At 66.6% G+C, this 14,241-nt stretch carries 15 protein-coding genes; 10 read left to right on the top strand and 5 right to left on the bottom strand.

The features are described 5' to 3' along the window. The first annotated feature begins 2 nt into the window (after positions 1–2). The 4 genes from sigE to tatB all read left to right on the top strand — a co-directional run bounded on the left by sigE (position 3) and on the right by tatB (position 3,029). Positions 3–626, top strand: a complete 624-nt coding sequence (gene sigE / locus GH2_RS08160) for an RNA polymerase sigma factor SigE (RefSeq protein ID WP_239588581.1) — start codon at positions 3–5, stop codon at positions 624–626. A gap of 178 nt (positions 627–804) precedes the next feature. Beyond that, complete coding sequence (locus GH2_RS08155; protein WP_239588580.1) at positions 805–1,083, top strand: anti-sigma factor family protein; 279 nt, start codon at positions 805–807, stop codon at positions 1,081–1,083. A 3-nt stretch (positions 1,084–1,086) separates the two neighbouring features. Next, the gene (locus GH2_RS08150; RefSeq protein ID WP_066165712.1) at positions 1,087–2,556 is read left to right on the top strand and encodes a S1C family serine protease; all 1,470 of its coding nucleotides are present in this window, start codon (positions 1,087–1,089) and stop codon (positions 2,554–2,556) included. 44 nt (positions 2,557–2,600) lie between these two features. Then, positions 2,601–3,029, top strand: coding sequence for a Sec-independent protein translocase protein TatB (tatB, locus tag GH2_RS08145; protein WP_066165709.1), 429 nt, complete (start codon positions 2,601–2,603; stop codon positions 3,027–3,029). A 359-nt stretch (positions 3,030–3,388) separates the two neighbouring features. Here the strand turns inward: tatB and GH2_RS08140 are convergent, their stop codons facing one another. The 4 genes from GH2_RS08140 to GH2_RS08125 all read right to left on the bottom strand — a co-directional run bounded on the left by GH2_RS08140 (position 3,389) and on the right by GH2_RS08125 (position 7,642). Beyond that, positions 3,389–4,531 carry an Mrp/NBP35 family ATP-binding protein gene (locus GH2_RS08140; protein ID WP_066165705.1) on the bottom strand — a complete coding sequence of 381 codons (1,143 nt, stop codon included), beginning with the start codon at positions 4,529–4,531 and terminating at the stop codon, positions 3,389–3,391. 82 nt (positions 4,532–4,613) lie between these two features. Further along, positions 4,614–5,720 carry a lytic transglycosylase domain-containing protein gene (locus GH2_RS08135; protein WP_084247385.1) on the bottom strand — a complete coding sequence of 369 codons (1,107 nt, stop codon included), beginning with the start codon at positions 5,718–5,720 and terminating at the stop codon, positions 4,614–4,616. Positions 5,721–5,855: 135 nt separating this feature from the next. Then, on the bottom strand, positions 5,856–6,365 hold the full coding sequence (locus GH2_RS08130; protein WP_066165701.1) for a DUF1003 domain-containing protein: 510 nt from the start codon (positions 6,363–6,365) through the stop codon (positions 5,856–5,858). After that, the gene (locus GH2_RS08125) at positions 6,362–7,642 is read right to left on the bottom strand and encodes a magnesium transporter MgtE N-terminal domain-containing protein (protein WP_066165698.1); all 1,281 of its coding nucleotides are present in this window, start codon (positions 7,640–7,642) and stop codon (positions 6,362–6,364) included. The genes GH2_RS08130 and GH2_RS08125 overlap by 4 nt, the downstream gene beginning before the upstream one ends. Positions 7,643–7,679: 37 nt before the next feature. On the opposite strand from GH2_RS08125, the gene GH2_RS08120 reads away from it, so the two are divergent. The 6 genes from GH2_RS08120 (at position 7,680) to GH2_RS08095 (ending at position 13,826) form a co-directional block, all read left to right on the top strand. Beyond that, complete coding sequence (locus GH2_RS08120) at positions 7,680–8,156, top strand: YflT domain-containing protein (RefSeq protein ID WP_066165695.1); 477 nt, start codon at positions 7,680–7,682, stop codon at positions 8,154–8,156. A gap of 194 nt (positions 8,157–8,350) precedes the next feature. After that, positions 8,351–9,853 (top strand): extracellular solute-binding protein, encoded by a 1,503-nt coding sequence (locus tag GH2_RS08115; RefSeq protein WP_084247384.1) that lies wholly within the window; start codon positions 8,351–8,353, stop codon positions 9,851–9,853. Further along, positions 9,850–11,181, top strand: coding sequence for a carbohydrate ABC transporter permease (locus GH2_RS08110; RefSeq protein WP_084247383.1), 1,332 nt, complete (start codon positions 9,850–9,852; stop codon positions 11,179–11,181). Before GH2_RS08115 ends, GH2_RS08110 begins: the two co-directional genes overlap by 4 nt. 6 nt (positions 11,182–11,187) lie before the next feature. Then, the gene (locus GH2_RS08105; protein ID WP_066165689.1) at positions 11,188–12,018 is read left to right on the top strand and encodes a carbohydrate ABC transporter permease; all 831 of its coding nucleotides are present in this window, start codon (positions 11,188–11,190) and stop codon (positions 12,016–12,018) included. A 3-nt stretch (positions 12,019–12,021) separates the two neighbouring features. Then, positions 12,022–13,191: an ABC transporter ATP-binding protein gene (locus GH2_RS08100; protein ID WP_066165687.1), complete on the top strand. Its 1,170-nt coding sequence runs from the start codon at positions 12,022–12,024 to the stop codon at positions 13,189–13,191. Between the two features lie 44 nt (positions 13,192–13,235). Further along, positions 13,236–13,826, top strand: a complete 591-nt coding sequence (locus GH2_RS08095; RefSeq protein WP_066165684.1) for a suppressor of fused domain protein — start codon at positions 13,236–13,238, stop codon at positions 13,824–13,826. Positions 13,827–13,845: 19 nt separating this feature from the next. Here GH2_RS08095 and GH2_RS08090 read toward each other — a convergent pair whose 3' ends face one another. Next, positions 13,846–14,232, bottom strand: a complete 387-nt coding sequence (locus GH2_RS08090) for a hypothetical protein (RefSeq protein ID WP_157086037.1) — start codon at positions 14,230–14,232, stop codon at positions 13,846–13,848. Between the last annotated feature and the right edge of the window lie 9 nt (positions 14,233–14,241).

Here is a 14,241-nt window from a genome sequence, read left to right as displayed (position 1 = left end):
CGATGACCGTCCCGATGAAGAGCAAGGCCTCAGCCGACGACACCGTCGGAGCCTTCCAGGGCACCGCAGGATTCGACGCCACCGGCGATCGTAATCTGATGCCCTCGTGGGACGAGCTCGTCGCTGAGCACGCCGATCGCGTCTACCGGCTCGCGTACCGCCTGTCGGGCAACCAGCACGACGCCGAGGATCTGACGCAGGAGACCTTCATCCGCGTCTTCCGGTCCTTGACCAAGTACAAGGCGGGCACGTTCGAGGGGTGGCTGCACCGCATCACGACCAACCTGTTCCTGGACATGGTGCGTCGTCGCGGCAAGATTCGCATGGAAGCGTTGGAGACCGAGTACGACCGCACTCCCGCCGACACGCCGGACCCGCAGCAGGCGTACGCCGACGCGAACCTCGATCCCGATCTGCAGGCCGCACTGGATTCATTGGCTCCGGAGTTCCGCGCCGCCGTCGTTCTGTGCGACATCGAAGGACTGTCGTACGAGGAGGTCGGCGCCACCCTCGGTGTCAAGATGGGAACCGTCCGCAGCCGCATTCACCGCGGTCGCCAGGGCATCCGCGAATTCCTGGCCGCGCGGGGGTACACCGACAGCCGCTCCGTAGCAGCGGCCGAGTGACCCCGGCGGCTCGCCGTCGCGTCTTCCGCTACCCTGGTCAGTCGGAAGGCGAGACCAGCAGGTGCGTGCGATGAGAGGGGTGACACCGATGAACCCAGGCCAGATGGGGCGCTTCCGCGGAAGCCGTCGATCCGCCGGATCGTCGCCGCTCACGCCGAACCCCGGCTACGGTCAAAGCGTGGGTTTCGCCTCGACCGAACATCTGAATCCGGAAGCCGTTGTCGCGTATGTCGACAACGAGCTGTCCCGGCAGGCGGCCGCGCGCGCCGACGAGCATCTGCGACTCTGCCGCGACTGCGCGGGCGAGGTCGCGGCACAGGCCCGCGCGCGGTCGATGCTGCAGACCTGCCGCAACGAGTTCAGTGTTCCCGATTCGCTGCGTGCGCAATTGAGTCAGATCCCGACGCAGGAGATCGACCTGCGCGGCACCCGTCGACCCAATCGCTGGGGCCGCTGACTCGTGACCGACACGCCCTCCTCGTCTGCTGGTCGGTCGACCGATTCGACGCTGCCCGTATCCGCGCCCCGGAGTGAGCCGCCTGCTGCCGACGTCGCGGCGGTCTTCGGGCGACCGGACGGGGTTCAGGGGTCGTTCGCCGGTGAGCACGTCCCGGCCGACCGTCCGGAACCGCGGGTCGCACCACCCGACGCCGTGTTGGCCGAGGCGTTCAGCAAGCCCGCGGGCGTGACCGACACGCTGCAGCGCGATCCCTATGCGGTGCCGGAGCCGGAGGAGACGCCGGAACCCGACCCCTGGCGTGATCCCGACAGCACGGCCAGCATGTCCCGGCCCGCCGTCCCGGTGCCGATGCCGACCGGTCCGACGGACCGCGGACCGAAACTCGGCATTCGTGAACTCCTCTTCGGCGGTCGCGTGCAGTGGTGGGCGTTGGCGACGCTGGGCATCCTCGCGCTGCTGGTCGGCGTGTTCGGCGGACTCATCGGGCGCTGGACGGCCGAGGTCGCGACGCCGTTGCACTCGAACTCGGTGCAGCTCGACGGTTCGGCGCCCGACACCGACGCTTCGAGCAACGTCGCCCGCGTGGTGCAGGCGGCGCAGAAGTCTGTGGTGACGATCGAAGTCAGGACTGCCGTCGAAGGCGCGTCCGGCTCGGGCTTCATCGTCGACAAATCCGGCTACATCGTCACCAACAATCACGTGATCTCCAAGGCGGCCAACGATTCCAAGGCCAAGCTCGAGGTGGTCTTCTTCGACCGCCAGCGGGTGCCCGCCCGGATCGTCGGCCGCGACATCAAGACCGACCTCGCCGTCCTGAAAGTCGACGACGTCGCCGATCTGACCGTGTCGAAGCTCGGAGACTCCGACAAGCTGCAGATCGGGCAAGAGGTCATCGCGTTCGGCTCACCGCTCGGCTTCGACAAGACTGTCACCAGCGGCATCGTCAGCGCCACCGGCCGAGCCGTGCCGCTCCGGCCGGATGCCGAGTCGGACACCGACGCCGTCATCAACGCGATTCAGACCGATGCGGCGATCAACCCGGGTAACTCCGGCGGTCCGCTGCTGAACGACGACGCGCAGGTCATCGGCGTCAACACCGCGGGTGCGATGACCGGGGGCGGTTCCATCGGCCTCGGCTTCGCGATCCCGATCAACGAAGTGATGCCGATCGCGAACGCGCTGATCAAGTCGGGGAAGGTGAACCATCCGTCGATCGGTATCACCGCGGCCACGGTGCGCAACGACCGGATCTACGGCGCACAGGTACGCGACGTGGCCGACGGCAGCCCGGCATCCCGAGCCGGCGTCCGCGAGGGCGACGTCGTGACCAGATTCAACGGACACGCGATCGAAGGCGCCGACGAGTTGACGGTTGCGGTGCGCACGTCGAAGATCGGTGACGCGGTGAAGTTCACCTACTGGCGCGACGGCCGGTATTTCGACGGTGAGATCACCCCGGTCAGCGATTAGCGGACCGCAGCATGTTCGGCGTGGAGAGAGCGGCGTAGAAGACGATGTTCAGCAGTGTCGGATGGGGTGAGATCCTCATACTCTTGGCAGCCGCCCTGATCATTCTGGGGCCGGAGCGCCTTCCCGGCGCGGTCTCCTGGGCGATGGGTTCGATCCGAAAGGTCCGCGATTACGCGACCGGTGCCAGCTCGCAGTTGCAGGACGAGTTGGGTACTGATTTCGAGGACATCCGCAAGCCGCTGAGTCAGCTCAACGAGCTCCGCCAGATGAGCCCGAAGAGCATCGTCACCAAGCATCTCTTCGACGGCGATTCGTCGACGATCGACGACTTGAGCACGTCGGTCCGCGATTCGCTCGACATCAGTCGAGTCCAGCCGCGTCAGTCGGCCCCGCAGGTCGACATGCGCAAGCCTGCTGCCCCCGAGCCGCAGGCGCCGCGCAAGGCCGACGTGACCGATTGGGACGCGACGTAGCTCGACGATGGTCGTCCCCACGTTGGTCGAGTGCTGCACGCAGGTTATCGAGACCGTCGTGAGTTCAGCTGGTATCAGGGGGCTGTGCGCTGCCTGAGAACTGCCCGCTCAGGAGCTTCCGACGGAACATTGCCGCCGGAAGGTTCTGAGGAAGCAGATCTCAGCACCATGGGACAGTAGGCCGCACGCGGAGCGCCGATATCAGATCGAACGCAGGCCTCGCTCGACGCTGCGCCAGCTTGTTCTTTTCCTCGGTGGGTGCTGACGGGGACGTGGATCTCGATAAGACCACGTGCTTGCTGCGCTCGCAGGTGGAACCCGACCCGCCTGAGCGGTGACGGCCACCGGGAATCAAGCGTCTAGTGCCGCGTGGTGTCCAGGTTGAGGCTCATGCCCGCCAGTCCGCGGCGTCGGACCGCGAGCTTGTCGGCGATCGCGCGCAGTGCGGAACCGGATGCCGACTCGGGTGCGGACAGCACGACCGGGGTGCCCGCGTCGCCGCCTTCGCGCAGTTTCTGCTCCAACGGCACCTGACCGAGGAGTTCGACGGTGGAGCCGACCGCGCGGGTGAGGCGTTCGGCCACCCTGGCGCCGCCGCCCGAACCGAACGGTTCGATGCGTGAGCCGTCGGGCAGGTCCATCCACGACATGTTCTCGACGACGCCGAGGATGCGCTGGCGCGTCTGCAACGCGATGGCGCCTGCCCGCTCCGCGACCTCGGCGGCGGCCTGCTGCGGTGTCGTGACGACCAGGATCTCCGCACCGGGGATCAACTGGGCGATCGAGATCGCGACGTCGCCGGTGCCGGGCGGAAGGTCCAGGAGGAGGATGTCCAGGTCGCCCCAGAACACGTCCGCGAGGAACTGCTGCAGAGCGCGGTGCAACATGGGACCGCGCCAGGTGACAGGGGTGTTGCCGTCCGTGAACTGGCCGATCGAGATGAACCGGACGCCGTGGCTCTGGGGCGGCATGATCATCGACTCGACCTGAGTCGGCTTCTGATCGCTGCCGAGCATGCGCGGCACGCTGTGTCCGTAGATGTCGGCATCGAGCACGCCGACGGTCAGTCCGCGGTCGGCGAGCGCTGCGGCGAGATTGACGGTGACGCTGGACTTGCCGACGCCGCCCTTGCCCGACGCGATGGCGTAGACGCGCGTCAAGTTGCCCGGTTTCGAGAACGGAATCTCCGGCTCCGGTCGGTCGCCGCGCAACTTCTTGCGGAGCTCGGTGCGCTGCTCGTCGTTCATGACGTCGAGTTCGACGCGCACCGTGCCGACGCCCGGTACGTCGGACACGGCGGTCTCGACGTTCTCGGAGATCTTCGTCTTCAGCGGACAACCGGCGGTGGTCAGGAAGATCCCGACGTCGACGGTGCCGTCGTCGGCGACCGCGACGGATTTGACCATCCCGAGATCGGTGATCGGACGGCCGATCTCCGGGTCCATCACCTTGCTGAGTGCGGACCGGATGGTGGATTCAGTGGGGCTGGCGGAGGTGGTCACAGGGCCGAGTGTAGTTCCTACTCGCGCGAAGCGGCTCAGACGGTCCCGCAGGCACTACCGCTCGGCCCTACCGTTCCGACTCCTACCGCTTCGGCACTGCCTTCGACGCCGACGGTTTGGCGGGCGTGGTCGATTTCGACTTCGGCTTGGGTGCGGGCTGTCCGGGGATGAGGCCGGGCGGCAGGCAGATGGTGCCGAGACACGTCGGCGGCGGCTTCGGCTTCGACGTGGATGGTTTGCTGGACTTCGGCGTCGACGGTGTGGTCGACTCGTCGGACTTCTTATCCTTCTTCTTGTCCTTGTCGTCCTTCGCAGACTTCTTGTCCTTCTCGGACGGCGCTTCGGACATCTCCGGGATCGGTGTCGTCGGCATCACACCGACGGCGTAGGCGGCCGCCCACGCGAGGACGTTGTTGGCGTAGGGCACTGAGCGGTTGTAGCGCAGCACATTATTGACCTGGTTGGGCTTGGCCATGAAGTCGGTGACACCCGCACACAGGTAGCGACCTGCGGAGTACGTGGCGTCGAAGATGTTGTCCGGATCGGACTTTCCGTCGCCGTTCGCATCGGACCCCCACGCCGCCCAGGTGCTGGGGATGAACTGCATCGGGCCCATGGCGCGGGCGTATCCGTTGCCGTGCTTGATGACCTCATTGCCTGCCAGGCTGCCGTCGAGCACCGGTCCGCGGATCGCGCTGCGGGTGTTGCCGTACGCGTCGACGTTGCCATTGCCCGCGTGGCCGGACTCGATGCGTCCGATGCCTGCGAGCAGGAACCAGGGGAGCTTGCACTGAGGCGTCTCCGCGGCGACGCGGGTCGCGGCGAGCTTGTAGGCCTTGAGGACGATGCCGGGGATCCCGAGGGGGCCAGAGGGGAGATTGGCGGCGATCCGGAACTGCGCGGGCCCGTCGAGGACGTCGGGCTCGGCGGGTGGCGCGAAACCGACGAGCGTAGTGCCTGCGGAGGGCACGGTCATCGGCGTCTTGCTGGCGGCCAGGGCCGCGCGCTCGTTCGCGAGACTGACGTCCGACACCGACGCCGGCAGGGACAATGACGTGGAGTCGGGGGCAGCGACGCTAGACACGGTGCCACTGAGGACCATTGCTCCGAGCGCCACGGCGGTTGTTCCGACGGCGAGCCCGCGACGCGACAGATGAACGCGGTTCGGGCGGTTACGCCACAAAGTCATCCCCATACAGCCTTCTCTGGTTCATGTGTCCTCGACCGCGATTGCCCGCGTGTCGCTGACGCCGAATCAAGGACGAGTCTGCAATCATCCCCCCGGTTCGACTGTGAGCAAGCATACATGCGATGGTTTCTTCGGTCATGTCGGATCGGCGTCTGGCTTCTCAGCCATCCGCTCGGCGATCCGATCGACGAGCTCATCGACCAGGTCGTCGAGCTCGTGCCGAAGGTAGTCACGAGAGACGGTGTCGCCCACGGCCAACCGCACCGCAGCCAGCTCACGGGCAAGGAACTCGGTGTCGTCCTTCGTCTGCGCGGCGCGCGATCGGTCCTCTTCGAGCGAGACGCGGTCGCGGTTCTCCTGCCGATTCTGCGCGAGCAGGATCAGGGGCGCCGCGTACGCGGCCTGGGTGGAGAACGCCAGATTCAACAGGATGAACGGGTACGGATCCCACTCGAACGCGAAGACGCCGATGTTCAACGTGATCCAGACGATCACCACGACGGTCTGGATCGCCAGATAGCGTCCGGTGCCCAGGAAGCGCGCCACCCGTTCGCTGTAGACGCCGATGAGGTCGGAGTCGAGGTTGACGTTGATCCTGGTGCGGCGCGTGCTCGGCGTGTCGAGGTGGCGGCCGACTGGGCTCATCGATCGGTGCCTTCCATGTCGGTCTCACGCCAATCGCGCGGGAGCAGGGCGTCGAGCAGGTCGTCGACCACCACGGCGCCGAGCAGATGGCCGTCGTCGTCGATGACCGGTGCGGACACCAGGTTGTAGGTGGCGAAGAACCGGGTCATCGTATCGAGCGAATCGCCGGGCAGCAGCCGTGGCATCTCGGTGTCGAGGATTCCGCCGACGAGGTTCGCCGGGGGTTCACGCAGGAGCGCCTGCGTGTGGACGGCGCCGAGGAACTTGCCGGTCGGCGTGTTGGTCGGCGGTCGGACGACGAACACCATGCTCGCCGCCGCGGAATTGACGTCGGGGTTGCGCACTCGCGCCAAGGCTTCGGACACGGTTGCGTTGGCGGTCACGATCAGCGGTTCCGGTGTCATGACGCCACCCGCGGTGTCGGGGGAGTGGAGCAGCAGACGACGAACCGATTCAGAGTCCTCCGGGTCCATGCGGGCGAGAAATGCTTCGGCCTCCGCCTGCGGGAGTTCGCCCATCAGGTCGGCGACGTCGTCGGGGTCCATCGCCTCCAGGACGTCGGCGGCGCGATCGGGTTCGATGCTGCCGAGGATGTCGCTCTGATCGTCGGTCGGCATCTCCTGCAGAACGTCGGCGAGCCGCTCGTTGTGGAGGGCCGATGCGATCTCGTTGCGGCGCTTGGTCGGCAGTTCGCGGAGAGCGTTGGCGACGTCGGCCGCGCGCATGTTCTCGAACTGGGCGAGCGCCATCTCGACGCCCTGACCGGGCCGCGACAGTTCCAAGCGCGTCATGCCGTGGACGTGCCGCCACTGCACCACGATCGTCTCGCCGCGCCGACGCAGTCCCTTTCGCACCGTGCGCAGCGCGACGCGGTTCACCACCCAGTCGCGGGTGCGGGTCTGCTCGATCGCGAGATCGACCACCGTCAGTTCCTCATCCTTCAATTCCGGGTAGTCGGGGTCGTCGATCCGTGCGCGGGTGTCGAGGATCTGTCCGACAGCCAGCGCCTCATTCGGCCGCAGCTGCAACCGGCGGAGATTGACGTGGCCGGTACTGAGGGTGACCGCGTCAGGCTCGATGCTGGTGACGCGGAGCATCGGGACGAAAATGCGTCGTCGGGTGGTCAGTTCGACCGCCAGGCCGAGCACGCGCGGCTGTTTGCCCGGCATGTGCATCGAGACGACCACGTCGCGGACACGGCCGATCGACTCGCCGTCGGGACCAAGGACGGCGAGGCCGACTAGTCTGGCGACAAAGACCTTGAGGGCTGGCGTCATACGTCAAGCCTAAAGTCATCCGAACCCGGGAGCCGAAATGACGAATCCGATGCGACAGACACCGGGCCTGCCGACGCCGCCCAAAGGTTGGCCGGTGGGCTCCTACGACACCTACGCGCAGGCGCAACGGGCCGTGGACTACTTGTCCGACAACGAGTTCGCGGTCGAGAATCTCACGATCGTCGGCGTGGATCTGATGCAGGTGGAACGCGTCCTCGGCAGGCTCACGTGGAGCAAGGTGATCGTCGGCGGACTGGGCTCCGGCGCCTGGCTCGGCGGCTTTTTCGGTCTGCTGATGACGCTCATCGTGGGGTTCTCGTGGACGCCGATCGTCTTCGGCCTGATCGCGGGCATGGTGTTCGGCCTGATCAGCACCGCTATTCCCTATGCGGCGACACGCGGTCAACGGGATTTCACGTCCACCATGCAACTGGTGGCCGGCCGCTACGACGTCCTGTGTGATCCGCGCGCTGCGGAGAAGGCCCGGGACATGCTGGCGCGCCTCGCCATCTAGCCGGGATCCCCGCGCTCGGCAACCGCTGCGACCTGACTCGTTCGACCTGTCGGGAAAGTCACCGATCGGACACGATGACGCCAGTCTGGCGATCGTGTGCGCTGTGTCACCTACCTGTGGGATAACGTATGGCCCACATCAGCTTTCACAGCTGATTCTTAGACGAGGGCCGAAGGTAGGAGGCTGGCAGCGAGATGAGCAAGGGCTATTCCGTGCCGGAAGGTCATTCAGGGCCGGAAGGACATTCAGGCGCATCACCCGGCCGCAGACGACGGAGGTTGGTGACCCGGTTCGCCGCGGCGGGAGTGGCCGCGGCAGCGGCTGCCCCGCTGCTCGTGGGTTGCTCCAGCGGTTACGACGCAGGCGTCATCAACGTCTACGCCGCCGCTGACGGGTTCGATTTCGTGAAGCAGCAGGCCCAGACCTGCACCGACGAGTCCGGCGGCAGGTATCGGATTCAGGCCAACGTGCTGCCGAAGAGCGCCGACGACCAGCGCCTGCAGTTGGCGCGACGGCTCGCGGGCAACGATCACACGATGGACCTGATGGCGATGGACGTGGTCTGGACCGCCGAATTCGCCAACGCGGGCTGGATGGTTCCGGTGCCGGACGATCTCGCTGCCGAGGTGGAGAAGGACAACCTCGAGGGACCGGTCGAGACCGCGATGTGGAAGGGGCCGAACGATTCGGAGAAGCGACTGTATGCGGTGCCGATGTGGACCAATACGCAGTTGCTCTGGTACCGACCGGATCTGATGAAGGACAAGCTTGGCAGCAGCAAGGCTCCCAAGACGTGGGACGAGCTGCTCGCCGACACCCAGGCCATCAGAGAGGCGGGCGGACCGAGCCAGATCATGGTGCAGGCCAAGCAGTACGAGGGCTTGATGGTGTGGTTCAACTCCCTGCTGACCAGTGCAGGCGGCACCGTCCTCGATCCCGACGATCCGTCGAAGGTGACGCTCAACGACACCCCCGAGCATCGAGCGGCGACATTGAAGGCGCTGCAGGTGATGCGGGCGGTCGCGACCGCACCCGGCCGCGACCCGTCGATCACGCAGTCCGACGAGGGCACCGCGCGTCTGGGCATGGAGACCGGCGTCGCGGCATTCGAGTTGAATTGGCCGTTCGTCTGGGCGTCGGCCCGGACCAATGGAGCCACTGGCGACGTCGCCTTCCTGAAAGACCCGCTCGCGCCGTATGCGGAGCTGTTGACCAACGAGGACAATCCGCCGACCGACGCGCAGCTGGCGCCGATCAACAAGACGATGCAGAAGTACTTCAACTTCGCGCCGTACCCGGGCGTGTACCCGGACAAGCCCGCCCGGTCGGCGATCGGCGGATTGAACCTCGCGGTCGCGTCGACGTCGCGGCAGCAGGAACTGGCTTTCGAAGCGGGCAAGTGCCTGACCAGCGAGGAAGCGCAGACGATGTACGCGGTCTCTGGCGGTACGCCACCGACGATCGCGTCCATCTACAACGACAAGGCGTTCAAGCTCGCGTATCCGATGGGCGACGAGATCCGGAAGGCGCTCGACGACGCCGGAGCCACGCGTCCGGCATCGCCGCAGTACCAGGCGATCTCGACGCTCGTCACGGCCACGCTGGCGCCGGTCGACTCGTGGGATCCCGAGACCATGGTCGACAAGCTCGCCGAGCAGGTGCAGCGGGCGATCGACGGTGAGGGGATCATCCCGTGACCGACGAACGCGATGACGACACGCCCGGCACCTCGCCTGGTCGGTACGGTCTGAACCCCAACGGGCCGGTCCCCGACAGTGCGCCCGGCAAGCACTCTCGACCTGAAGACGTCGAGGGGCCGACCGCTGCGGAGCCACCCGTCTCCGACGACGCACCGTCCGTGCACTCGGACGTGTGGGTGGCGCCGCCGTCGGCGACGGCGCCGGAACCCGGCCGGCCGCAGCAGACACCACCGCCGCAGTCCGCTCACCCGCGGCCGGCTGCGCCGCTCCCACCGCAGCCGACACCCCAGCCGGCACCGCGGCCGCACTCGCCGGTCGCTCCGGAACCGGCGCCGGCCGCGGTCAGTCCGTCGCCGGTCGGCCCCGGCACGAATGGAGGTTCGATGTCCGAGATCCTCGACACCGGTCCCACTCCGGCGATGGCCAATGCGCCGAAGCTGAAGACGACCGGCCGCAAGTCGTCCGAGCGCAAGTTGGCCTACTGGCTGATCGCTCCGGCCGCGATCGTGATGGCGCTGGTCACCGGCTATCCGATCGTCTACGCATTCTGGTTGTCGCTGAACAAGGCGACGTTGACCGCCCCCGACGAACAAGAGTTCATCGGCTTCGGGAACTACGCGACCGTCCTGTCCGACGGCTACTGGTGGTCGGCGTTCGGCGTCACGGTGTTCATTACCCTGGTGTCGGTCGCGATCGAGTTGGTGCTCGGCATGGCGGTGGCGTTGGTGATGCACCGAACACTGTTCGGCCGCGGCACCATCCGCACCGTGGTGCTGATCCCGTACGGCATCGTCACCGTTGCGGCGGCCTTCTCCTGGTACTACGCCTGGACACCGGGCACCGGCTACCTCGCGAACCTACTGCCCGAGGGGTCGGCGCCGCTCACCGAGCAGTGGCCGTCGTTGTTCATCATCATCCTGGCCGAGGTCTGGAAGACGACGCCGTTCATGGCCCTGCTGCTGTTGGCGGGCCTGGCCCTGGTTCCCGATGAGCTGCTCAAGGCGGCCCAACTCGACGGGGCGGGCGCATGGACACGACTGTTCCGGATCATCCTGCCGCTGATGAAGCCCGCGATTCTCGTGGCGCTGCTGTTCCGCACGCTCGACGCGTTCCGCATCTTCGACAACATCTACGTGTTGACGGCGGGCTCCAACGGCACCGGCTCGGTGTCGATGCTCGGCTACAACAACCTGTTCAAGGCGTTCAACCTGGGCGTCGGATCGGCGATCAGCATCTTGATCTTCCTGTGTGTGGCGATCATCGCCTTCGTGTTCATCAAGGGGTTCGGCACCGCCGCCCCCGGTTCCGACGACGAGGGGAGGTAGCCACCGATGGATGCGAATGTTCGACGTAAGGTCGGCTGGGCCGTCGCCAATGTCCTGGTGGTCCTGTACGCGGTGATTCCGCTCTGGTGGATCATCAGCCTGTCGTTCAAACCGACCGGCAGCGTCACCGACGGCAATTTCATCCCGAAGCAATGGACGTTGGAGAACTACAAGGGCATCTTCGACACCAGTGCCTTCACCTCTGCGCTCATCAACTCGATCGGCATCGGGCTGATCACCACGCTGATCGCGGTCGTCCTCGGCACCATGGCGGCCTACGCCATCGCCCGCCTGGAGTTCCGAGGCAAGAAACTCCTCATCGGCGCCGCACTGTTGATCGCGATGTTCCCGCAGATCTCGCTGGTGACGCCGCTGTTCAACATCGAGCGTCGACTCGGGCTGTTCGACACCTGGCTCGGACTGATCCTGCCGTACATCGCCTTCGCGCTGCCGCTGGCGATCTACACGCTGTCGGCGTTCTTCCGCGAGATCCCGTGGGACCTGGAGAAGGCCGCGCAGATGGACGGCGCGACCCCCGCCCAAGCGTTCCGACGGGTCATCGTTCCGCTCGCGGCACCCGGTGTGGTGACGGCGTCGATCCTGGTGTTCATCTTCGCCTGGAACGATCTGCTGCTGGCCTTGTCACTGACCTCGACCGAGAACGCGGTCACCGCGCCGGTGGCGATCTCGCAGTTCACCGGTAGTTCTCAGTTCGAAGAACCCACCGGAGCCATTGCGGCAGCAGCCGTCGTGATCACGATTCCGATCATCATCTTCGTACTCTTCTTCCAACGTCGTATCGTTGCCGGTCTGACGTCCGGCGCGGTGAAGGGATAACCCATGGCCGACATCGTTCTGGAGAACGTTTCCAAGCAGTACCCGGACGGCTCGACGGCCGTGCACGAGGTCAACCTCACCATCGCCGAGGGCGAGTTCGTGATCCTGGTGGGTCCGTCGGGCTGCGGCAAGTCGACGACCCTCAACATGATCGCCGGACTCGAGGACATCACGTCGGGCGAGCTCCGCATCGGCGGCGCGCGAATGAACGAGACCGCGCCCAAAGACCGCGACATCGCGATGGTGTTCCAGAGTTACGCGCTGTATCCGCACATGTCGGTGCGGCAGAACATCGCGTTCCCGCTCTCGCTGGCGAAGGTCGACAAGAGTGAGATCGATCGCCGCGTCAACGACGCGGCCACGATGCTCGACCTCACCGAATACCTGGACCGCAAGCCCGCCAACCTGTCGGGCGGCCAGCGGCAGCGCGTCGCGATGGGGCGTGCCATCGTCCGCACGCCGAACGCGTTCCTGATGGACGAGCCGCTGTCGAACCTCGACGCCAAGCTCCGCGTCCAGATGCGCACCGAGATCGCCGCGCTGCAAGCCCGTCTCGGCACCACCACGGTCTACGTCACGCACGACCAGACCGAAGCGATGACGCTGGGCGACCGCGTCGTGGTGATGCGGGCGGGTTACATCCAGCAGGTCGGTGCCCCGCAGGAGCTCTACGAGCGCCCGGCCAACCTGTTCGTCGCAGGCTTCATCGGCTCGCCCGCGATGAACTTCCTGCCCGCACAGCTCACGGCGACCGGTGCGGACACACCGATCGGGCATCTCGAGTTCCCGGATCACCAGCAGATCACCGAACGAGCGCGCCAGGCCGGTTCCAACGGGGAGGTGCTGCTCGGCATCCGCCCGGAGCATCTCGTCGACGCGGCCCTGACACACGAGGCCGAACTGGCACGGTTCCGGACGTTCCCCATCACCGTCGACCTGGTGGAGTCGATGGGCTCGGACAAGTACGTCTACTTCGGCTGGAGCGCATCGGACACCGCGAGCAAGGTGCTGACGCAGTTGGCCGAGGACCTGGGGTCGACGACCGCCGGCGGTCAGAAGGTGGCACGCCTGTCGCCGTACACGCAGGCACGTCGCGGCGACAGTCTCACGCTGGCGCTGAACCCGGATCGACTGCATGTCTTCGACACGGCGAGCGGCGTCAACCTGCGCTGACCGCACCTGGTCGACACTCACCCCGCCCGTGATTCACTGGTGGGGTGAGTTCGTCTTCGGGATCGGTCGCCGATCGAGTTGTCGCGCATGTGTCCGGGATCGTCGGCTCGGAGCCGCAGCGAGCGTCGGTGACGTTCGTCGGCGTGCAGCCGATCGACGTTCTGCGTTTCGTCGACGGCGACGACGTGGTGTTCGCGACCGTCGGGTGCTCGCGGCACCCGATGCACGATCCGACCGACATCGTCGCCGACCCGGTGACGGGGCCGCGCGCCGAGGTGACGATGTCGATGCGGGCCGTCACCGCCATGCAGGGACTGCACAAATCACTCGCCATGCTGGCCGCAGCCCCGGCCGTCGAAGGGTTGATCCTGGACGTCGACTCGCTGGTCGACCTGCAGCAGCCCCTGTGGGCGGGTGCCATCTGCTCGGCATTCCTCCTGACCGCGGACGACCGCGTGCCGGACCTGCCCCTCGACCACCCGGCTGAGCCGGTCCGCTTCCTCCGCGCCATCCCGATCACCGCGAACGAGGCGGCGTGGGTGCGCCTCAAGGGCGCCGACGAGCTGCGTGCGGCTTGGGCCGAAGCCGGCGTCGACGTCGCGGACCCGACCCGCGCGGCCGTCACGCCGGGGTAGGGCCCAACTGTGTAGTTCGTTACCCGGAGGAGGTAACGAAGCTGAGACCGTCCAATTCGACGACGACTCCGAACTCCTGGTACTTCACGTCGCGGAAGCCGCGGCGACCGACGTCGGTCGGTGCTTGGCGGACGCCACGGGGGAGCCCGTGCGCCCGTTCGACGCGCGTGAGGTACGTGTGCTCGAGCGCTGAGCAGGCGCCGTCGCGGATGTCGATCAACACTGTCGTGAGGAAGCCTCGACGCCTCATTCGCACCCGGTTCGCCATCGCGCCGAGCAGTCGGTCCGCGGTGGTGAGCCGCGCCTGCACCGCGTCGGCGAGGCAGGCGATGGCGCGCAGGTCGGTGGCCATGTCGGCGGCGACGTCGAGCAGTGCCTCTTCGAGACGGATTCGGGGAGGCCGCATGTTGTCGTG

Origin of the sequence: Gordonia hydrophobica NBRC 16057 (assembly GCF_001592365.1) — a bacterium.
Classification (GTDB): Bacteria; Actinomycetota; Actinomycetes; order Mycobacteriales; family Mycobacteriaceae; genus Gordonia; species Gordonia hydrophobica.
This window is presented reverse-complemented; position numbering and strand designations above follow the sequence as displayed.